The organism is Bacillus coreaensis (genome assembly GCF_050586445.1).
Classification (GTDB): Bacteria; Bacillota; Bacilli; order Bacillales; family Cytobacillaceae; genus Robertmurraya_A; species Robertmurraya_A coreaensis.
Genome location: NZ_JBOCCY010000009.1, coordinates 1 through 20,727, shown reverse-complemented (window position 1 = coordinate 20,727; position 20,727 = coordinate 1). Strand labels below are relative to the sequence as shown.

Sequence of the window (20,727 nt, the reverse complement as noted above, 5' to 3'; positions counted from 1 at the left end):
CATACTCATTAAATAGATCGGACGTTTCTTTCAGATACTTTTATATAGCGCACTAAAGAAGTTTGAATTAAAGTATCTCCTTGCTCGCCATGTAAGATAAAGGAACCATAGCCACTAATCTTTTCTAATACTTCATGTAATATTTCAACCTTATGCATATCTAGGTTTGTAATGATTTTTTCTCGTTTAATATCATTATCATAGATATAACAAATGTTAAATTCCTTCAAAATAAATTCCCCTTTGCTACACAAATACTTAAAGCCCGTTTATAAAAATTCGAAAGGAATTATTGGTTTATGAGGGTCTAATGTCTTTTTCCCTTACACATAAGAAAAACGAGTATAAATTTATACTCGTTTTTCAATCTTATTATTTAAAAAACTGAGGCAGATGCTCCTTATGCGCTTCTAGCATTTCATCCAAAATTTCTTTTGCTATCGTATCCGACGGTGTCAAAGGATTGATGCACATCGCAAGTAACGCGGTCGCATAATCTCCCGTAACCGCTGCTTCCGCTGCAATCCGCTCAAACGACTTAATCTGTTGAACCAATCCACGAACAGCCACCGGAAGATCCCCCATCGTGATCGGGCGTGGACCGTCCTTTGTGATAATGGAGCTTACCTCCACGGCAGAGTCGAACGGAATGCTTGCGATCGCACCGGCATTCATCGTGTTGACTGGCTGGATGTCGCCTTTGTCATTATAAATAGAAGTAATCAGTCGAACGGCAGCATCCGAATAATACGCGCCTCCCCGTTTTTCGAGCTGTGGTGGTTTGATGTTTAGGTTTTCATCCTTGTATAACTCGAACAAGTCTTTTTCGAGCCGTTGAACGACTTCGGCGCGCGTGCCTTCTTTTTCGGCACTTTCAAGCGTTTTTTCGACCATTGTTTTTGTTTTGTAATAATACATATGATACGGACATGGCAGGGCATTTAGTGCTTTCAAAAACTGTGGCTCCCACCCGTATCCTGGGATGTTTTTCACAAAGCTTGTGTTATTCGGGTCCGTTAACAGGCTGAATACCTTTTCCTTCACACTTTCCCCGTCCACAAACACATCGAGGCCATACACCATATGATTGAGCCCCGCAAAATCAATACGTATACGAGAGTGTTCCACCCCCAACAGCTTTGCAATCCCCATTACCATGCCAATCGGTACATTACAGAGCCCGACGACTTTTTTAATATTAGAATAACGAAGAACAGCTTCTGTCACCATTCCAGCAGGGTTTGTAAAATTGATCAACCAAGCGGTCGGACAAAGTTCTTCCATGTCCCGGCAAATGTCTAAAATCACAGGAATCGTCCGTAATCCTTTAAACAAGCCTCCCGGACCATTTGTTTCCTGTCCAAGTACGCCGTATTTCAACGGAATTCGCTCATCCTTCGCGCGAGCTTCTAGCAATCCCACCCGAAACTGAGTTGTCACAAAGTCTGCATCCTTTAACGCTTCTCGACGATCCAATGTTAAATGGACATCAATCGGTAGTCCCGCTTTTTTCACCATTCGTTTCGCTAGGTTTCCGACGATTTCAAGCTTTTCTTTTCCAGCCTCAATATCGACTAACCATAGCTCACTGACTGGGAACTCGTCGTATCGTTTAATAAACCCCTCCACTAATTCCGGAGTATAGCTAGATCCTCCGCCAATCGTGGCTACCTTCAGTTTTTTTGTCATCCTTCATCCCCCTGTGAACATCCAAGTGATTCATACAAATCCACAAATTCGGCTGCCAGATCCTTTACAACGATCGCGTTCATTAAATGATCTTGTGCGTGGACCATTAATAGCGAGACCGTAGATGGACCTTCTCGGATTTCCGATTGAATGAGACTGGTTTGTATTTTATGAGCTTCATGTAACTCATCGGCTGCTTCCTGAAGCTTAGCCCGTGCTCTTTCAAAGTCGCCTGCCTTTGCCGCAATAATCGCCTCCATCGAAGAGCTTCGGCCGTTTCCCCCGTGTAAAATGATTTGAAACACAATTTGTTCTTGTTCCATATTTCTCCCCCTCTTACTTGATCACGTCTTTGTATGTAACAAGCTCGATGTGGTTTTCTTCCATCACCTGTTTGACTTCTGGATGGGTTAAAATCGATAACTCCCGTGCACGCTCAACATTGTACGAACTGCCCGTTAACACCTCTTCGTCAATATACGCTGGATGACACATGATTTCTGCAGTTTCATAGGAAGTGGACTTCACTACTAAATCTATGAGAGAAGTGGGAGTTAATGTGTTTCCATAAAATTCATAGAAGAACGTTTGAGTGGTTTGTAGAAGCTGATTGCTAGAATGATTGTTATCCGCTGACACTTTTCGAATGGGTAGCTTGTAGTTTCTGGCCAATTTTTCCACAATCGGATAAACCATTTCTTTTCCATGGACATGATGATGCCCGTCCAAATGCGTCGGAGATAAACCATACTTGAAAAATTGCTCCACTTGAGCATTAAGTTCTTTTTCGATATCGGTAAGTTTTGCTTTTTTCAGCATTTCCTCCATTTTGTAAAAACGTCCCGTTTCATCAACGAGTGACGGTACATTTGGATGGATCGGTTTCCCACAGTCTAAAACAAGATGAATGCCAACTCCCAACCCTGGATGGGCAAGCGCTAGAGCTGCGGCATGCGCAGCTCCAGGCATATTGACCATCATGGTGGTTGAGGAGACAACTCCGTGTTTGTATGCTTCAAGAATTCCGAGGTTGACTCCTTTCGAGTACCCGAAATCATCGGCATTGATTACTAACTTGGTCATAGGCTCCTCCTAAAATGCTGCTTTATTTCCCTTGTTCCTCCGCATACTTCTGGCGATCCCACATTCTAAAGAATGGATAGTAAATCGCGAAGGTGACGCAGAAGTTAAAGAGTTGTAAAAGGGCTCCAGAGATTTTCCCTCCTGTTGCTAAATAGCCTCCGATAATTGGTGGCATCGTCCATGGCACCGCAATACCAGCTGGTTTCGCTACAAGACCGGTGCTCATTGCGATATAAGTGGTAATCACAATCGAAAGTGGTGCTAAAATGAACGGAACAATCATTAGCGGGTTCATGACGATTGGCATCCCAAACGTGATCGGTTCGTTAATATTGAAAAGTCCCGGTCCGAACGCTAGCCGCCCGAGCTGCTTCATTTGCTGACTTCGTGCCCTTAGTAGCATCATGACCACTAACGCGAACGTCGCTCCAGATCCTCCGATATAGACAAACAAGTCAAAGAACTGAGCCGTGAAAATATTCGGTAACTCTTCCGCTCCCTCTTGGAAAGCAAGACGGTTTGCATCCGTTGACGCTAACCAAATCGGACCCATAACGCCACCAACGATAGATGCACCATGTAATCCACATGACCATAAGAGTTGCACAAGGAAAACAGCTACTAAACTACCAATCAAGCTTCCACCGAGCACGCCGAGCGGCTTCCCAAGAAGCTCTCCGACGATATTGTGTAAGCTCCCGAAGTCGGTATTTTCTACTACTATACGTAAAATCCAAACAACGAAAATAACAATCGCACCTGGAATTAACGCAACAAATGATTTACTAACTGCAGGTGGAACCCCATCAGGCAGTCTAAAAACAATATTCTTCTGGATAATGTATCGATAAATTTCAGTAGACAGCATCGCGATTAACATCGCAACGAATAACCCTTTACTTCCCATAAAAGCAGCAGGAATCGCACCGCCAACCATGACCGCTTCTGAGGCACCTTCCGCTAAAAAGGACACTTCAAATGGAGTCGCGAGTAAGAACGCGGAAACGGAAATTGCCCCTGCCGACAATGGCTCCACATTGTACTTTTCCGCTAACCGGTAAGCGATCCCGAATCCGGCGATGAGCGCCATGATATCAAAGGTCGCACCCACAGGATAGAGCAGCTTTGTTAACCAAGCATCCCCAAACGTATTGGCCATGAACTCCTCATAACCAGGTATCGGTAAAAATCCGAGTATTAAGAAAATCGAACCTACGATAATAAGAGGCATTGTTAAAATAAGTCCATCACGCAACGCTTGTAAATGACGCTGGCCGGCAATGCGTCCAGCCACTGGCATAACCTTGTTTTCTAACACATCCGTAAATTTGCTCATTCCAATCACTCCTTATTTGGTGACTAACTGTTTTGCAAATTTCAACACTTCGGCGCCATTACATGTTCCATAGTGCACGGTATTAATCATGTCCACCGGAATCCCTTTTTCCTGGCCAAGTTTTTTCAGTTGAGGCAGCATGTAGCGAACCTGCGGACCCACAAGCAGCACGTCTGCGTTGTCGACGTGATTTCGAACCACGTCCGCGGATACCGCCCAAATTTTCGCCTCTAACCCCTGTTCCTCCGCGGACTTCTCCATTTTCGTCACTAATAGACTTGTAGACATTCCCGCGGCACAACATAATAAAATCCTCACTTTGTCCCCTCCCTTTCGTTTTAATTCTAGCTGGTTGATTCTCGGTGTATTTCATTTTATGTTGAAACCGTTTTCATATTCTTCTTTTCCCAACTAAAAGTGAAAAAAATGGTTCTAAATTTGGGTGGTGGTTATTTTGATGAGACTCTGGTTTGGAGGGGGGGAATTAGGATGCAATTACCATTGAACAATCACCAATTATTATATTAATATATCAATAAAAGCTGCGTTGTTCGTATTCTTAAGTAAGTTTTAACCTTTAAGCTGTAATAGGGAGTTTAACATTGAATCAGGAATGACATGTCTTCATCTATATGATTTGGAGGACAGGCAGGAATGTTTCTGCGGACACCCACTTGGAGGAGTGGTGGTTTAAAACTTTCTTACACAACGTACGGCAAAGGCGGCGCTACATAAAAAAACCAGCCCAAACCATACCCATACATACCAACCAAATTCCAATAGGTATACACAAACTTTTCAACGCTTCTCCCCACCGGTAATGAGGCTTTCTTCTTAAAGCCCGATCGGTTATAAAAAATAAGACGGCTGCTAAAAGACTAACCCACTTCAAGATGAGGCCAAAGAGAATATGTAAAATGGCTGAAACGACCCATTCGGTCATTTTATCCTGTTTTGAAATAGACTCACCGATTCTGTCACTAATCATCGATGTACTTACCCCATAAACTAAAATAACGGGAAAGCTATACATCATATAAAAAGGAATGCTCATTATAGTGGAAACCAAATACGTTTGGCTATTACCTACACCGAGAGAATTAAAAACGAAACCAAAAATTATAGCAAAAATTGACCCCGATATGGATGCAGCAACGATTTTTCTAGATAAAATCCCTTTCACGCTCCCTCATTTTATTTTTACCTCTATCGTAACATAAATTTCCATATTATAATTTGATTACAACAGCAAGAAAGTAACGTGAAATATGTTAATGTTTTTTCTAATCACTCTATATATAATAGAATAAATGGTTGCATTTGTCGGAGGAAGTCTCATGGAAATCACTCAACACTTCTTTTTTAATCTTTCCTTAATCATCATTATCCTGTTCTTTGCCCTTGTATGGTCGGCCAAGATGAGAAATTTTTCAATTTCGAAACGGTTTTCATTATTTTGGGGCATCGTTCTCCTTTGGTCATGCTTTCAGTTCTCATACCATCCCGTACCACATATATCAATGGATTTACGAGAGCTTCCCGTATTGATTGGTGGACTTTACTTAGGTATTGGCCCCCTCCTTTCTATCATGGTTATTTTTATTAGAGGATTATATGGAATCGATACGGGATTCTATGCAAATATCGTCCTTTATTTACCGTTAGCCTTTTTCTTTTGGAAAATTTACCCTTGGTTTTGGAATCAACGTCCATCACGTCGGGTAGTCATTTCCATCTTACTTGGTATTGTACTTAGTATCATAACTGTTTCTTCTTTGGTATTTATGGATTTAAATGTTAATCGTTTGGATGCATACATAGCGTATTTAGTTGTTCCTAATTTAGGCATCGCCATGATTTCCATAACGAGTGAGTTTGTTATAAAGAATTTCCATTTACAAAATCAATTAATTAAATCAGGTAAGCTAGAAGTCGTGGAACAAATGGGTGCTGCCATATCCCATGAGATACGAAATCCCCTTACCTCAGCTAAAGGTTTTGTTCAATTGCTTTTAGAAGGCCCTCAAACATCACAAAAACATACAGACTATCTAAAGATCATTTCACATGAATTGATTTTAGCGGAACAGGTCATCAAAGATTACCTAACCTTTTCAAAACCAGCTTTAGAACAAGTGGAACCCATTGATGTTAGTAAGGAACTCACTCTTATTGTAAAAATGCTACAACCCACTGCGAATCAAAATTCAGTTGAAGTCATTACCCAAATTGAAAAAGAAGGATATATTTTCGGAGATCGCCTAAAGTTTCACCAATGCTTTTTGAATGTGATAAAAAACGGAATTGAATCCATGCCTAGCGGAGGTCAGTTACTCATACGTACTGATAAAAGCAAAAAAAATGTAATCATATCAGTTATTGACCACGGAATCGGAATGACAAAGGAGCAATTGGATCGATTGGGAGAGCCTTATTATTCCACCAAAGGGTCAAAGGGTACTGGTCTAGGGATGATGGTGGTATACAGTATTGTGAAAGCCATGAATGGGATGATTCGTGTGCAAAGCGAAGTCGGTATCGGGACAACCTTTCGTTTTATCTTTCCTTCTATCGCCGATTTAGGTGGATTCTTTCGGAGTAATACATCCACTGAAATAGAACACTCAGAAGGGATCTAATCACCATGAACAAACAAGAAAGCAGCTATAGATGGGTCGTGTTTGGTACCGTCTTGTTTGCCTATTTTTTAATCGTCAGTCAACGAACCGCACCGGGGCTCATTACCGACCAATTAATGACTGATTTTCAAGTTTCCGCTTCTCTCATAGGACTAATTACAGGTATTCAATTTTTGGCGTATGCAGGACTGCAAATACCGGTCGGATTGTTGTCTGATCGATTTGGCCCAAATCATTTTCTTATTTTTGGAACCCTTCTTAATGGAATCGGAAGCGTGATTTACAGTGTTGCCCCGAATGAGTATGTGTTATTACTCTCACGAATATTAGTGGGTATGGGAGACGCCACGATTTTTGTTAACTTTGTTTTAATTATGAATCAGTGGTTCAAAGTTCAAGAATTTATCAGTTTATTAGGTGTAGTTTCGATGACAGCCAGTCTTGGATCTCTTTCGTCAACGGTTCCCTTTTCTGCGTGGATTTCTTTTTCCGGTTGGAGAACACCCTTTCTTACCATCGGGCTCATCTTAATAGCATCATCCGTCCTTCTCTATACCGTTCTAGTTTCCAAACCTAAAAAACTATTTAAAGAAACTCCAACATCAAAAAAACGTTCCAACAAAAAGCGTGAAAGTGTTTGGGTGATTCTAAAGCGAGTGTTTTCCACTCAGCAAGGTTGGGCCACGTTCCTCTGCCACTTTGGAATCGTCGGTACCTATATTGGTTTTATCGGTTCATGGGGTGTTCCTTATGGTATTCAAGTGTTTGACTTGTCACGAGCTGAGGCCAGCCAACTGATAATGTATTGCCTATTCGGCTCCATTATTGGTGGACCGTTAATCAGTTGGATCACAAGTAGATTAGATTCGATCAAAAGAGTTTACACCCTCATTCATATAACCGTCTTTTTTAGTTGGGGAGGACTGTTTTTTGCTGGTGTGAATCCTTCCTTTTTCATGGTTGTCGCTTTGCTATTTATCATTGGATTTGGAAATGGTGCGAGTTCATTAACGTTTGCTGTCGTACGAAAGTCATTTCCAATAGAAGAAGTTGGCGTGGTATCAGGATTTGCCAATACAGGCGGATTTCTAAGTGCTGTTTTATTACCAAGTATTTTTGGAAAAGTACTAGATGTATTCCCTCAACAAGCGATACATATTGGGTATCATTATGGGTTTTTAATTCCCGTGCTTTTTTCATTTATGGGATTAGTCGGAGTTATGTTAATTCAGGAACCTAAAAAGGAAGAAAAGACGATTCTAAGCGTCACGTAAAAGGCGGGATTTCCCCCGCCTTTTTGTTATCTTTTAAATCCACCTTCTGAATGAATGATCTGTCCCGTGATCCAGTCCGCTTCTTCACTGACAAGAAACTTAATTGTTTTTGCCACATCACTAGGCATCCCTACTCGCCCGAAAGGAAACATGGGCGTTAATTGCTCTTTCAATTCCTTTGTCATCCATCCTGTATCCGTTGGACCTGGGTTCACGGCATTCACCGTGATACCTAAAGGAGCCACTTCAGCAGACAGTGTAATCGTTAGCGCATCAATGGCCCCCTTTGTGGTAGCATACGCTAATTCACCTGGCATTGGTCCTTTAAATTGACCGGAAGTAAGATTGATGATTCTTCCACCTGATTTTTTTTGAAACCTTTTAGCAAATGTGGTGCTAACAAATGTCGTTGCCCGAATGTTTACAAGGTAATGCTTATCTAAATCTTCAATCGTTACATTTGAATAATCATTATTCGTAGAGTAGGCGGCATTATTAATTAAAATATCAGGCTCACCTAACTCTTCGCAAACCTGATTGAGTAGCAGTGTAGGAGCATCATCTAGCGTTAAATCTAACTCCATACACCCCACCTTCCCCCCTTTTTTCAGCAGTTCTTCTTTTAATCTAGCTGGCTCATCACTCTGAACACTCCAAGGCATCGTTTGATCATATTCGGTCCAATATGTAAAAAACAGATGATAGCCTGCCTCCGCTAACTCCTGACAAATAGCCGCGCCAATTCCTTTCAGCCGACTAACCCCTGTAACAATAGCGATTTTTTCTTTTAATGGGTACATTAATATTCCTCCAACAGCCATTCTTCCATCTTTCTACACTTTCTCATTTTACAAAATGAAACGAAAGAAGGAAAGATGGTCAATTTCCATCTTTCCTTCCCTTTCTTATAGTTTAAATTTGGCTAATTCTAGTTGAAGATCGGTTGCAATTTGAGCTAATGCTTCACTTGATGCCGTCATTTCTTGCACCATAGCAGCTTGTTCTTCCGTAGCTGCTGATACATTTTGAGCTTTTTCATCATTGGTTACAGCCAATTCGTTCACCGCATCTACTACATCTTTCATTTGATCGACTTCTTTAAGGATATGAACGATCGAGCGATACACCTCTTCCGTATGCTTCGTCATATTTCCAATCGCATCATAAATTTGATTGAATGATTGTCCTGTTTGTTCGACCACATGAATTCCTGACTGAGTTGACTCTGTACTAGATTTCATAACTGATACAGAAGTACTAATCTCATTCTGAATTCCGTGAATTAATTCCTTAATATCTCCAGTAGCTTTCCCTGATTGCTCAGCTAGTTTTCTTACTTCATCTGCTACAACAGCAAAGCCCTTTCCATGCTCCCCTGCTCTAGCGGCTTCAATCGCTGCATTTAATGCCAGCAAGTTGGTTTGTTCAGCGATCGAATTAATTAGGCCAACAATCTCTTCAATTTTTCTGGATTTGTTATCCAATTGGTCAATGGATTGAGCTGTTTGTTGAACCGTTGAATGGATTTCATTCATTTGTTCAATAGCCTTTTTTACATCGTCCGTTCCATCTTGGGCAAGAATCGTCGTTTGAGCAGAAGAGTTTTTCACATTTTCTATATTGGACGTAATTTGCTCCATGCGATGATAAATAGCACTCGTACTAGTTTTCATTTGACTCGTGTAATTGTTTTGCTCATTATTATTTGCAGCCACATCTTGAATAGAGCCGGCCACTTCCGCTACAGAAGAACTTGTTTGTTCGGCACTCGCCGATAATTCTTCTGCACTTGCCGCTACTTGTTCAGAAGAGGAACGAATGGTATAAAACATTTGGTTTAATTGATTTAATGCTTGATTGTAATGCTCACCCATTTGTCCCAGTTCATCATTTGATTTAATTTCGATCGGATTGGTTAAATCACCCTCGGCAAGGAATCCGATCTTTTCAACAAACTGCTTCATTTTTTTTGACATGCTCGAACTAAATACCATAATTAAAGGGATGGACACTAGTAAAAAGAAGGCAGTAATACCAACGGATTTTACTAGTAGAGAAGTAACCCCATCATATAGTTCACTCTCAGGCGCTACCGCTACCAGTTTCCATCCTGTTTCAGGAAAAGTAGAGTAAAAAGCTTCCCATTCCTGATTGTTCGTTGTAAAAACCATGTTTCCATTTTCTTGACCAAGGATCTCTTCACCTAATTGTTTTAGCTCAGAATCATCCATGATGTTATCTGTCATTGCTTTTTCTTTATGAGCAATAAATTCTCCCGATAAGCCTAAAAGGAACAGATGGCCTGATTGTTCAAACGTTTGAGTAACAATCAAGTCTTGTATCGTTGTTAAATCATAATCTGCTGTAATATTTCCAATAAACTTCCCATCAACAAAAATCGGAACAGAAGCGGTGATTAATGTCTTATTTAATCCCTCATCATAGTAAGGCGGTGACCATGCGATCTTCCCTTCCCCTACTTCCTTACCCTGAATATACCAATCTAGCTCCGGGTAGTTATAATCAGCAGTTTCATACTCCTCTGTGTAAGAAATCGCCTCTCCATCTCTATACACATACGGTCCAAAAAATTCAGTATCTTGGTTATATTGGAATGGTTCCAACCAGATACCTAGACCAAACGTATTGGCGTTTAATTTAATGGTTTCTTCTAAGGCCTTTTTATAATCTTCTTTGACTAGAGCGTTCCCTTTTACCTTGTACAACGTGGCAATGGATTCAGCAAGCCTTGTATGGGCTGTAAAACCATGTTCCATTTCCTCTAAAACGGTTGCCATTTGGTTACTTACACTAGAATCTGTAAGCACAGTAATTTCACTTTTCGAGCTAAAAAAGCTTAAAGTCGTGATTGCAATGGTTGAAATAAGAATAATAGGTAAAAACAAACTGAGCATTTTCATTTTAATACTACTTTTTCTCTTTATCATAAACCTACCTCCAGGAAATCAATGCTTGTTGTGTGATTGTATATATAAATTTCAGATAATAACTAGTTCCCTCTTAACTTATATCGGCCAAATCCTACACAACTTAATTTCCAATTGTTGCAGGTGTGTGGCTAGATAATAATAAAGCTCAACTAACATATCTCCTTTCCCAATGAATACTATTAAAAAGTGAAACCTAGTTTTAATGGGAGGATATAAATGAAAAAATTCATCAGTTTTAAACTTGCAAGTACTAGTATCATAACCATCTGTACATTAGCCCTTTTCATGCATATACTGATCCTATTTCAAGTCATTCCTTATCATTTTATTTGGGGAGGCCGATTAAACAATTCGACCGACATGTACATCTTTGAAACTATATCCATCTCCTTGCAAATCCTGTTTCTCTTTGTAATTGGAGTAAAGGCAGGATATTTTTTCAAGGGTCAATTCAATAGAATGATAAATATGGGGATTTGGGTTATGTTTGTTCTTATGATCCTAAATACGCTTGGAAACTTAGCATCTACGTCGTTCTTTGAAACCATCATAATGACTCCAATTACTGCTTTTCTTGCAATATTATTGTTTCGTATAGGTATTGAATAAGGGTTATTTAGATTTCATTACAACCTTCGAACGACTCGGAAACAACCTTCGAAAACCTGCATCGTACTTTTTTTACCTTACGAATGATTAGAAAGCCAGCTTCCAAACTAGGAATATATACTTCCGAATCATTCGGAATCGACCTTCGAAACCCATGAATAAATACATGCGAATCATTCGGAACCACATTTCGAAAGCGCCTTTGAATTACCAATTCCTTTTTGGTGTTTATTTTATTTCCTGGTTTATATTTGTATTTACGACTTGTGGTTGGGGAACGGGTTGGATTGATCTTTGGTTAGCACTCTTATCTATATGACTATTATGGGACCCATGATTAACTTGCCACGCTTAAGAGACATTTTAGAAGCGGTGATCAATGAAACAAACAGCTCCCCTTCTACCGCTCTTTTACAAACGATACATAACCGCACTCTTTGGAACTCATTTATGATTATGCCCATGCTTGGGTTCGGTATTGTATTATTAATGACTATGAAGCTCGCCATGGTCGGGACTTGATGGAATTTGCACTTAGGAGTCTGAATCTAGGGGGTATTCAGCCAGAACTTGATAGAAAATGCCTTTGAGAGTCCGAATCTAGAGGAAATTTAGACAGGATTTGAAGGAATTTGCACTTGGGAGTCCGAATCCAAAGTGGATTCAGACAGAACTTGAAGGAATTGCCTTTGAGAGTCCGAATCCAAGGGGGATTCAGACCGAACACCAAGGAATTTTCACTTGAGAGTCCGAATCCAAGGGGGATTCAGACCAAACACCAAGGAATTTGCACTTGGGAGTCCGAATCCACGGAGTATTCCGATCCCAATTTGATTCCTGCTAGTGACACCAGTACGGAGCAGTCAATTTTATTAGGCAGGTAATCCGCTAATCTTAAAATAATTCCTGCTCCATAAGAAGTCCGATAAATGTGCGGCTAGGTATGTGGCACTCAATCACTTTTACCAATTAAATCTTTGTATTTCCTTTCTAAAGTAGTGCATTTTATTTGACTAATAATTCACAATCTTTTATCATTAACACATACAAACAAATATCTCCTTAAAGGGGAGTAGCTTTTACAGCAAAGTCGTCATTACGGAGTCACTTCACTCCCGGCTTTGTTGGCAACCATTTGTCGTTGTTAGCAAGACCTTTACCTGTTTGTAAAGGTTTATTTACATTAAACCTTTACCATAGTGGTAGAGGTTTTTTATTGAAACATATTGTCAGAAAAATCAAATTTTAATATCAGGAAGGAAGAAAGAGATGAAACCCGGAAAACTAACTTTAGAAGAACTCATGAAACGAAATAAAGAGGAATTATTAAAGGATAAGTTACTAGTTGAGAGGATTGAAAAGCGCGTAGAAGAAAAAATTATAAAGCAATAACAGGTAGGGCCCCTCTCGAACAAGAATGGGGCCTTCGTTTATTTAAAAGCAACAACATACCCTCAGGTTTCAATATAGGTCATATCCAACCATTTTTCACTGCAAACGACCATTATCGACTACTACCTACACTTTGCCTCACAAAGGTTAACTAATTGTTTTTCCCATCTGAGATAGTGCATAGTGAATCCCATGCTGAAGTGTTTGAAATACTTCAAAACGACCAAGTGTCACATGAGATTCAACCATTTTAATGGCTAAGTTGGAAGAAATACCTACCAAAATTGATTTGGTACCTATTAAGGAAGCTGCTGAGCCAATTTTTACAATCAGATCAATCGTAAAATGGTCCACTTCTGTATCTAGACCTGTTAAATCAAGAATAAGATAATTAGCCTTATGCTTAGGCAAATTGTTTAAGGTGTTGATCATAAGATCTTCGGACCGGTCCTCTTCGTATTTCCCGACCAGTGGTACAACAACAATTCCATCGAATACAGGTATGATCGGAGAAGATAGTTTTTTTACCAAATTCCGAAGCTCACTTGTTTTCTGTTCCACCATTTTTTCTAAGCGTAAAATCTGTTCAGACTCGTTTTTCCGAGCTAACTGGTGTATGTTTGTGGTCGCCGTAATATTGGAAGGAAAGTATTTAACAATGCTGTACTCAGATCCTTCGAGTTGGTCTTGTTCATATTCGTACCAAATGTTCTCTCCAAAAAGGCTAGTGAATAGCCCAGCAAAATGAGCCGCTAAAAAAGCAGATCCTTTATTCTTCCCTTGTGCCAAGTTAATTTTGTATTCCCAGCTGTCTCGGATATGAGCCTCAAGCGTTTTCTTTTCATAATCGAGGTGCTTTATTTCAGCTCTTCCCCAACCGGCAGAGGCGTATGTATTGGTAATCATTTCTGCTGCTTCAGACACATCAAAGTCCTTGATTTTCCGAAAATAGTCCCCTACTACAATCCCTTGACGATACCCGGTCGTCTCAAGGACCAAATTGGATGCCTCTTCCCCAGATACCTCTTCAATGGTGTCAAAAAAAGACTTCATAGCACTATTGATCCAAAAAAGGACAGCATCTTGATTTTCATATTGAAACTTTCCTTTTTCAACCTCCCAAGTAAAATCAAGACCTTCTATATTAACTTTCGAGTTCTTGCTCATTCCTGCCACCTCATGTCTTGTAATATCTGCACCCAAATCCTTAAAACCTCCCAGCTACATGGAACCCCTCCCTAATTTTACTATAAACCTTATATTTTTCCATTTATATGATAAAATAGCTCAAAATTCCCTTCTTTCAAATTTGAAATTTAATATAATCGTTATATTAGTTACATTTAACATCTAATTTAAACAAACCTGTAAATTTGTAACAGTGAATCGTATGATACATTAAATTTACAAGTAATATTAAAGAGTTGATACTATGTTAAATGTGAAAGAAACTACGGAATTACTTCGGAGTGAAGGCATCGCGGATAATGAAGAGACGGTGATTCGTTGGATTCTCGATGGAAAAATAAGGGCCAAAAGAACAAAGGATTTGAACATCAATTTTTCTATTGACCCTTTTGATTTAGCTACTTTTATTGTTGAAAAGAAAAATGAGAGAATGAGTCAACAATTTGGCGTTGATTATGAGCATTGGGAAAAAACGTTTCATGAAAACACAAAATTAAAAGAGAAAATGGAAGAACTAGAAATAACTATACGAATTGAACGAGCCAAAGTTCTCTCACTGAAAAAAATGGTCAGATCTGAGAAATCATTATTCGGGCCTGCCCCTTATTCCATCCACTCCCTCTTAGGAGTTGAGGAGAATGGTGACAAGGACTTGTTAAAGAAAGAACTAAAAAAACTACTAAAATTCCTTCATCCAGATCGTGGTGGGGATGAAAGACTATTTAAAGTGTTTTATGAACACTACGAAAAAATGAATCTTAAATAATTTTATAATTACAATGAAAGGTGGTCATTTTATGGCAGACTTAAACTTACAACAACTAGTAGAGGCGATACCTAAATCTGTATTAAATGCATCTGATCGCGATCTGGAAGGATTCCAGAAAATCCTACAAGAAACGATCAAATTAAGAGAAGGACATCTTAATCTACAAAAAATGATAAAAAGCTACTCGTTATCGAGTCCCACTCATACGAATCAACGATAATGAAATGGAGGACATTTTCTTAAAGGATGTCCTCCTTTTTTCTATGCAAGAGTGTTTCGTTTGACCATGTTATACCATCTTACTCCTCCATGTTGTGATTCGGATAATCCATGGTTAACAAAACCTAAATTTTCATAAAAAGTAATTAAATTATGTTTACAAGTTAATGTGATTCCTTCTCTTTCATTTTTTTCAACAAGCTCCTCCATTTTTTCAATCAAGTTTTTTGCAATTCCTTTGTTTCTTGCCTGTATGGACACAGCTAGTCCTAAGATGCTCTGATACCCTCCTTTTGTCGGGTTCTCATTGATTTTCTCAAAAAGATCATCGGTTATGAAAGGTTGATTAATGATGGGACCATTAATATACCCAAGGATCTCCCCTTCCTTTTCTGCCACAATAAATGTATCAGGTATCAACTGTATCCTCTCGACAAATGCGTCTTTTGTGGCAGCTTCTTCTTTAGAGAACCCTTCATTCTCAATTAATAACAGCTGTTCTAAATCTGTAGATTGAACATTTCTTAAAGTAATCATCTTGATATATTTCCCCCTCTTGTTCTCTAAATTCATAAGTTACAGCACATTCAAAATTGTCTTCTAGCATTCTCATGTATAAAATAAAGTTCTAATTACGAGGATACTAAAATGCTTAATAGGTTGCAAAAATAGAAGTCAGTTTGAACTTTTTTATCTTTAATTCAAACTATTTTTTTGTTTTAATTATAGACCAAAAGACCCGAGTGACAATTCAGTACAAAAGTTTTACCGCAACCTTTGTTTAGTCCACGTTTTTCTTGGATCCACCTATGTCTAGCATCATATCTTAATTTCAAAAGGGGAAATTTTTTATGAGAAGTATTAAGGGAAAAATATTATTCAGTTTTGGTCTGATTCTTGCTATATTGGTCGTCATTGCCTCCTACAGCTTCTTTTCGATTTCTTCCATATCTAATGATGTAGAAGACATCACAGCAAACGATATGAAATTTTTAGAAGCTGCAAATTCGATGACCTTTAGTGTGGCCAATCGAGCAAAAATCGCCAGAGATTACATACTTTTTAATGATAGTGAATTTAAAGAGCAGTTTCTAGCTGAAACAGAAATGGCAAAAGAAACCGAAGAACTCTTATTAGCAGCGATTAATGAAGGTCGTATTTCTAAAGAAATCGAGTCTGCATTGATGGATGCGGATGAAAAAACAAGTAAGTGGAGAAAACTTGTAACCGATGAAATTATTCCTCTTTATGATAGTGGAGACGTGGAAGGCGCCATTGCCCTAATGGAGGAAGAATGCTTACCTTACAGCCAGGAAGCCATCGATGCGTGGGTAAAAGTCGTAGACATGCAAAATCAGATTACAGTGACTCAAGCAGAGAATGTGGAATCTTTAGCTGATAGCTCTGAGAGTCTGATTACTTTTGGTTCTCTTATCGCGATTGTGATTGCGATTGTGATTGGGTTATATAATGCTAAAGTGATTTCGAATAATATCTCTCTAGTCGTTAAACGGTTGGAAAAAATCGCTAGTGGTGATTTACGTGGAGATCACTTAAAAACCAATTCGAAAGATGAACTCGGACGTTTAATCGGTGCCTCAAACATCATGGTAAATCATTTAAAGTCATTAATACAAAAGGTCGCTGAAACATCCAATCAAGTGGCTGCTGCTTCACAGGAATTTCATGCTTCCGCTGAACAAACTTCTTCTTCAGCCGAACAAATTACTTTCTCTATCCAAGGAATTGCGTCAGGTGCTGAAACATCTTCTGTCAGTTCACAAGAAACCGTTTTGGCAATGAATGAAATGGCTCATAATATGTTAAAAATCGCCCAAGCTTCCAAGCAAGTGGCTGTAGCATCTCAAGATTCTACTCAACGAGCAAAGGAAGGAAATGAACTGGTTCAACATGCGGTACAACAAATGGACTCGATTCAACAATCCGTTGGTCACACCTCTAATCTTGTTCTTACGTTAGGCGAAAGTTCTAAGGAAATTGGACAAATTGTAGGTGTCATTACGGGGATAGCCGATCAAACTAACCTATTAGCGCTAAATGCAGCAATTGAAGCTGCCCGTGCAGGAGACCATGGACGAGGTTTTGCTGTTGTAGCAGATGAAGTGAGAAAATTAGCGGAGCAATCAAAAGTTTCAGCCGACCAAATTGCGAAACTGATTCACCAAATTCAATTTCATACAAGAACTGCAGTAGAATCTATGGCTGATGGATTAAAGGAAGTCGAGGTTGGAACAAAGGTCATTCATGAAACTGGAGAGAACTTCAAACGAATTTTCGATTCTGTTCAAATCGTTACCAATCGCATTCACGAGGTATCTTCTTCTGCCGAACAGATGGCTAAGACCACGGAAAACATTACAAATAACGTTCAATCTCTTGCTACCATTGCACAAGACACATCTTCTAACTCTCAAAATGTAGCTGCTGCATCTGAACAACAATTGGCTACTATGCAGGAAATGGCTGCATCTGCCTTCGCATTAAATCATTTAGCAGAGGAGTTAAAGAAAGAGTTAACGAAGTTCCAGGTGTTGTAATTACTCAAAAGGATCTAAAAAGCTCAGAGTTACATGGTAAAGGGTTCCGTTTTCGGGTACTTTCTTATTAAAATACACAAGAATTGACGTATGAATCGGCATACGTCTTTTCTTTATTTATCGGTTGTGGGGTTTAGTTTAAGCAACCGAGCTGATAAATAGACGGAGAAATTCCCCCTATGTATTAATGATTATGAAAAAAAGCTAGAATAGAAGGAGAGATTCCGACTATTGGCTAGAAAACTTATAAAATAGGAGATTTTACTTTGCATAAGCGGAAAACCTCCCCTTATTCCCCCCAAAACGAGGCTCCATTCTTCATCTAACCGGAAATTCTCCACTTATTTTACTTTTGCTAGTTACTCGATTAAGGACAAGACATTTTATTTAATAGGGAGTGAGTTTTATCTCAAAAATCCAAGAGAACCTCATTCTAACATTGAGTCTTCGTTTTTAGTAGAACTATTTTTCTATACATCCCATTGAATAGTATAGGAATATCCTCTTTAATCGATAGGTTCTCGTTGTGATTTTCATACAATTTTTCGAAATCCCTTCCAATGTCAGTCCCTAATAACTGTATCACCGGCCTAAGTACTCGTTTCAATATGGAAAGTTTTTTACCCTTTGGAGAGAACTTATCAAAAATTAAAATCTCACCATTCGGTTTTAAAACCCTTTCCATCTCCTTCAAACATTTGTCTTCGTCAGGAACTACTGACAATATAAGACTTGCCACTACTAAATCAAATTGATGATCAGGAAAATCCATATTTTGTGCATCCATATTCAAGAATTCAACTGAAGAATTTTTAAATTTTTCTCTTGCTTTGTCTAACATCGCCTTCGAGTAATCAATACCAGTAATATCAAATTTATTCAGGTCGATTAATTCTAGATCCGCTCCTGTGCCAACCCCAACAAAGAGAATACTTTGATGATCCCCCTCAAAAATACCTTTTCCAAATATCTGTTTTCGAGCTTTTAGGAATTTTCCTGAATTGAAAAACTGATCGTACACGTTCCCCCACAATTTATATATCATTTTATTCCAACGATTATTCATCACTCACCTCTTTACTAATGACCCAACACTTGGATAACTATTATTCCTCTTTATATTTTAACATTTATTCCCTACAATTTCTGATCCTACTGTCCTATTTTTCTTTGATCTGTTCCCGGATTTTTTGAAGTTCTTCAAAGGATAATTCACTTAGAGAATTTCTTATTTCTTCCTCAATTTTTTTCCGGTTGTTTTCTTGATAACGTTCCCACCAGTTTCTGAGACCTTCTGTATGATCCAATATGTATTCAAAATCTATTTCATCTACCTCTTCATCTGATATATACTCCAATACCGCTGCTAACATATGTGAAAGGCTTTCTACTTCCTCTTTGTTCGGTTGATTACTTGGCAAATGGACAATTTTCTCTTTTTCTGACTCTTCTTCCGTTTGTGCAGGCTTTCTAGGCATCGTACCTCTCCTTTTTTTTCTTTATTAATTAAAGATAGTATGACCATTAATCAATGGAGCCATTATCGTTGGATTATGAATGAATTGCAAACTTTGTATACTCAGTATTAAAAAGTTAAATATTGTTTCTTGATTGTGTAAATAATTGGTAACTTGGACATTCTCTTGCTTTTTCTGATGTATGATAGGTTTGTAAGTTACTTAAAGCGCAAATAGGAGGCAATGAAAATGGAAAAATTAAAGAAACTACAAAAAGGGTTATTAGCTCTGTTAGCAACTTTTATGGTAATTGGATTTGCCACAGGCTGCAGCGAAGACACAACAGAAGAAACTGAAACAGAAGAAAACCAAACGGAAGAAGGCACTGAAGAAAGCACTGAAGAGTCTGATAACGAATAAGAGGTAACCCCTGTCATGTTCATTGACAGGGGTTTATACCTGAAACAATTAATATACCTGAAGATACAAATCTTTATCTGATTCCCATTCCGCATATGCCACTTCTTTCACTGAAGATATATTTCTTTCATTGAGGCGTTTGATTAACCCTTTATAATCCATACCAGACTCCTGTAAATGTTCCATAATGACTTCCCCATCACTGATTATGGTCAGAGGAACCATTCGTTTGGTTATTTTTAAGTTAAAATCTTTATATGTAGGTTTATCTGCCTCTTGTTTTTTTAAGATACTTATTGAGCCATTTGGTTCTAAAATGGCATATTCAACGTCTCGTAAGGAAAAAACATCCTTAGACCGAAGCAATTGTTGAAGTTGATTAATATCAAGGTGATTCTTTTTGAGTTCTTTCCAATCTAATTTCCCTTCAAGTATGATAAAGGATGGTTTTCCTTCTAAAAATAACCGAAGTCTTAGGGATTTCTGGGTCGTTAATTCCGTTATATAGATCAGGAGACCCCATATCGTGATACCAAAAAAGATCTTCAAAAGATTTATTTTCGGATCAAAAACCGCACTTCCTACAAATTCACCTAACACGAGTGCGGATATAAAATCAAACGGAGTGATTTGACTAATTTGGGTTTTCCCAAGAATCTTCACGATAATAAATAGAAAAACATAACCACCAACCAGCTCAACTAGCATCTGTACATAACCCAACTCTATCACCTTTCTAATACCTTACATGATTTTAAAGAAACTCTCCAAAGCCCAATGTAACCTGCTATCCCATTAGAAAAAGGATTTAAATACCTCTGACTCTTCTTCACACTGTGTACAACGGTAGGTAATCTCCATCGCATCTTCATAGGTTTTATGAAGTGTATCCTCTTTGCAGTTCTCACAATACTGAATCTGTTCTGCTTCAACGCCCAAAATGATTCCTCCAATTTTTCGTTATGAATACTGTTAGATTCTCCAAGAGCGATTAGATTTATTAAGCGAGCTGGGCGGCAACTCTCTTTTTTTAAAAGCTAAAATAAAAACCACCCGTGAGAACGGGTGGTTTTCTCTGCGGCTAAAAGCCTTTGTTACTGACCAAACCCTAAAGGGCTACTGAAGGGTTCGCCAAGTGTACTA

The 20,727-nt window shown here is 38.7% G+C and carries 24 protein-coding genes and 1 pseudogene; 9 read left to right on the top strand and 16 right to left on the bottom strand.

Features of this window, described 5'->3' with window-relative positions:
- Nucleotides 1–8: 8 nt before the first annotated feature.
- The 7 genes from ACQ5H4_RS14660 to ACQ5H4_RS14630 all read right to left on the bottom strand — a co-directional run bounded on the left by ACQ5H4_RS14660 (nt 9) and on the right by ACQ5H4_RS14630 (nt 5,291).
- Nucleotides 9–230 (bottom strand): hypothetical protein, encoded by a 222-nt coding sequence (locus ACQ5H4_RS14660; protein ID WP_430775729.1) that lies wholly within the window; start codon nt 228–230, stop codon nt 9–11.
- A gap of 142 nt (nt 231–372) precedes the next feature.
- A complete protein-coding gene (locus tag ACQ5H4_RS14655; RefSeq protein WP_430775728.1) occupies nt 373–1,689 on the bottom strand; it encodes a 6-phospho-beta-glucosidase in 1,317 nt (438 codons plus the stop codon).
- Entirely contained in the window at nt 1,686–2,012 is a 327-nt protein-coding gene (locus tag ACQ5H4_RS14650; RefSeq protein ID WP_430775727.1) for a PTS lactose/cellobiose transporter subunit IIA, read from the bottom strand. The genes ACQ5H4_RS14655 and ACQ5H4_RS14650 overlap by 4 nt, the downstream gene beginning before the upstream one ends.
- Before the next feature lie 13 nt (nt 2,013–2,025).
- Nucleotides 2,026–2,772, bottom strand: a complete 747-nt coding sequence (chbG, locus tag ACQ5H4_RS14645) for a chitin disaccharide deacetylase (protein ID WP_430775726.1) — start codon at nt 2,770–2,772, stop codon at nt 2,026–2,028.
- 22 nt (nt 2,773–2,794) lie between these two features.
- Nucleotides 2,795–4,108 (bottom strand): PTS cellobiose transporter subunit IIC, encoded by a 1,314-nt coding sequence (gene celB, locus ACQ5H4_RS14640; RefSeq protein ID WP_430775725.1) that lies wholly within the window; start codon nt 4,106–4,108, stop codon nt 2,795–2,797.
- A 12-nt stretch (nt 4,109–4,120) separates the two neighbouring features.
- Nucleotides 4,121–4,426 (bottom strand): PTS sugar transporter subunit IIB, encoded by a 306-nt coding sequence (locus tag ACQ5H4_RS14635; RefSeq protein ID WP_251518333.1) that lies wholly within the window; start codon nt 4,424–4,426, stop codon nt 4,121–4,123.
- 409 nt (nt 4,427–4,835) lie between these two features.
- Nucleotides 4,836–5,291 carry a hypothetical protein gene (locus ACQ5H4_RS14630; protein ID WP_430775724.1) on the bottom strand — a complete coding sequence of 152 codons (456 nt, stop codon included), beginning with the start codon at nt 5,289–5,291 and terminating at the stop codon, nt 4,836–4,838.
- A gap of 154 nt (nt 5,292–5,445) precedes the next feature.
- Here ACQ5H4_RS14630 and ACQ5H4_RS14625 point away from each other — a divergent pair, with 154 nt between their 5' ends.
- Complete coding sequence (locus ACQ5H4_RS14625) at nt 5,446–6,747, top strand: ATP-binding protein (protein WP_430775723.1); 1,302 nt, start codon at nt 5,446–5,448, stop codon at nt 6,745–6,747.
- A gap of 5 nt (nt 6,748–6,752) precedes the next feature.
- Nucleotides 6,753–8,021, top strand: a complete 1,269-nt coding sequence (locus ACQ5H4_RS14620) for an MFS transporter (RefSeq protein WP_430775722.1) — start codon at nt 6,753–6,755, stop codon at nt 8,019–8,021.
- Between the two features lie 26 nt (nt 8,022–8,047).
- On the opposite strand, the gene ACQ5H4_RS14615 is transcribed toward ACQ5H4_RS14620, so the two are convergent.
- The 3 genes and pseudogenes from ACQ5H4_RS14615 to ACQ5H4_RS14605 all read right to left on the bottom strand — a co-directional run.
- Nucleotides 8,048–8,821 carry an SDR family oxidoreductase gene (locus tag ACQ5H4_RS14615; RefSeq protein WP_430775721.1) on the bottom strand — a complete coding sequence of 258 codons (774 nt, stop codon included), beginning with the start codon at nt 8,819–8,821 and terminating at the stop codon, nt 8,048–8,050.
- 105 nt (nt 8,822–8,926) lie between these two features.
- A complete protein-coding gene (locus tag ACQ5H4_RS14610; protein ID WP_430775863.1) occupies nt 8,927–9,853 on the bottom strand; it encodes a methyl-accepting chemotaxis protein in 927 nt (308 codons plus the stop codon).
- A gap of 12 nt (nt 9,854–9,865) precedes the next feature.
- A pseudogene (locus ACQ5H4_RS14605) lies at nt 9,866–10,936 on the bottom strand (PDC sensor domain-containing protein); the annotation flags it as partial.
- A gap of 252 nt (nt 10,937–11,188) precedes the next feature.
- Between ACQ5H4_RS14605 and ACQ5H4_RS14600 the strand changes: the two are divergent.
- The 3 genes from ACQ5H4_RS14600 (at nt 11,189) to ACQ5H4_RS14590 (ending at nt 12,973) form a co-directional block, all read left to right on the top strand.
- Nucleotides 11,189–11,581, top strand: a complete 393-nt coding sequence (locus ACQ5H4_RS14600) for a hypothetical protein (protein WP_430775720.1) — start codon at nt 11,189–11,191, stop codon at nt 11,579–11,581.
- A 342-nt stretch (nt 11,582–11,923) separates the two neighbouring features.
- Nucleotides 11,924–12,103, top strand: coding sequence for a hypothetical protein (locus tag ACQ5H4_RS14595; RefSeq protein WP_430775719.1), 180 nt, complete (start codon nt 11,924–11,926; stop codon nt 12,101–12,103).
- Nucleotides 12,104–12,850: 747 nt separating this feature from the next.
- Nucleotides 12,851–12,973 (top strand): FbpB family small basic protein, encoded by a 123-nt coding sequence (locus tag ACQ5H4_RS14590; protein WP_430775717.1) that lies wholly within the window; start codon nt 12,851–12,853, stop codon nt 12,971–12,973.
- A gap of 147 nt (nt 12,974–13,120) precedes the next feature.
- Here the strand turns inward: ACQ5H4_RS14590 and ACQ5H4_RS14585 are convergent, their stop codons facing one another.
- A complete protein-coding gene (locus ACQ5H4_RS14585; RefSeq protein ID WP_430775862.1) occupies nt 13,121–14,140 on the bottom strand; it encodes an STAS domain-containing protein in 1,020 nt (339 codons plus the stop codon).
- Nucleotides 14,141–14,405: 265 nt separating this feature from the next.
- Between ACQ5H4_RS14585 and ACQ5H4_RS14580 the strand changes: the two genes are divergently transcribed.
- The gene (locus tag ACQ5H4_RS14580; RefSeq protein ID WP_430775716.1) at nt 14,406–14,927 is read left to right on the top strand and encodes a hypothetical protein; all 522 of its coding nucleotides are present in this window, start codon (nt 14,406–14,408) and stop codon (nt 14,925–14,927) included.
- Between the two features lie 31 nt (nt 14,928–14,958).
- On the top strand, nt 14,959–15,150 hold the full coding sequence (locus ACQ5H4_RS14575) for a hypothetical protein (protein WP_119708017.1): 192 nt from the start codon (nt 14,959–14,961) through the stop codon (nt 15,148–15,150).
- Between the two features lie 41 nt (nt 15,151–15,191).
- Here the strand turns inward: ACQ5H4_RS14575 and ACQ5H4_RS14570 are convergent, their stop codons facing one another.
- On the bottom strand, nt 15,192–15,686 hold the full coding sequence (locus ACQ5H4_RS14570; RefSeq protein WP_430775715.1) for a GNAT family N-acetyltransferase: 495 nt from the start codon (nt 15,684–15,686) through the stop codon (nt 15,192–15,194).
- Between the two features lie 314 nt (nt 15,687–16,000).
- On the opposite strand from ACQ5H4_RS14570, the gene ACQ5H4_RS14565 reads away from it, so the two are divergent.
- Nucleotides 16,001–17,707 carry a methyl-accepting chemotaxis protein gene (locus ACQ5H4_RS14565; RefSeq protein ID WP_430775714.1) on the top strand — a complete coding sequence of 569 codons (1,707 nt, stop codon included), beginning with the start codon at nt 16,001–16,003 and terminating at the stop codon, nt 17,705–17,707.
- A 433-nt stretch (nt 17,708–18,140) separates the two neighbouring features.
- Here the strand turns inward: ACQ5H4_RS14565 and ACQ5H4_RS14560 are convergent, their stop codons facing one another.
- Both ACQ5H4_RS14560 and ACQ5H4_RS14555 read right to left on the bottom strand, forming a co-directional pair.
- Entirely contained in the window at nt 18,141–18,773 is a 633-nt protein-coding gene (locus ACQ5H4_RS14560; RefSeq protein WP_430775713.1) for a class I SAM-dependent methyltransferase, read from the bottom strand.
- 94 nt (nt 18,774–18,867) lie between these two features.
- The gene (locus ACQ5H4_RS14555; protein ID WP_430775712.1) at nt 18,868–19,185 is read right to left on the bottom strand and encodes a hypothetical protein; all 318 of its coding nucleotides are present in this window, start codon (nt 19,183–19,185) and stop codon (nt 18,868–18,870) included.
- Between the two features lie 228 nt (nt 19,186–19,413).
- On the opposite strand from ACQ5H4_RS14555, the gene ACQ5H4_RS14550 reads away from it, so the two are divergent.
- Nucleotides 19,414–19,584, top strand: coding sequence for a hypothetical protein (locus ACQ5H4_RS14550; RefSeq protein WP_430775711.1), 171 nt, complete (start codon nt 19,414–19,416; stop codon nt 19,582–19,584).
- A 48-nt stretch (nt 19,585–19,632) separates the two neighbouring features.
- Here the strand turns inward: ACQ5H4_RS14550 and ACQ5H4_RS14545 are convergent, their stop codons facing one another.
- Both ACQ5H4_RS14545 and ACQ5H4_RS14540 read right to left on the bottom strand, forming a co-directional pair.
- Nucleotides 19,633–20,316: a DUF421 domain-containing protein gene (locus ACQ5H4_RS14545; RefSeq protein ID WP_430775710.1), complete on the bottom strand. Its 684-nt coding sequence runs from the start codon at nt 20,314–20,316 to the stop codon at nt 19,633–19,635.
- A gap of 63 nt (nt 20,317–20,379) precedes the next feature.
- A complete protein-coding gene (locus ACQ5H4_RS14540) occupies nt 20,380–20,523 on the bottom strand; it encodes a hypothetical protein (RefSeq protein ID WP_430775709.1) in 144 nt (47 codons plus the stop codon).
- Nucleotides 20,524–20,727 lie beyond the last annotated feature (204 nt).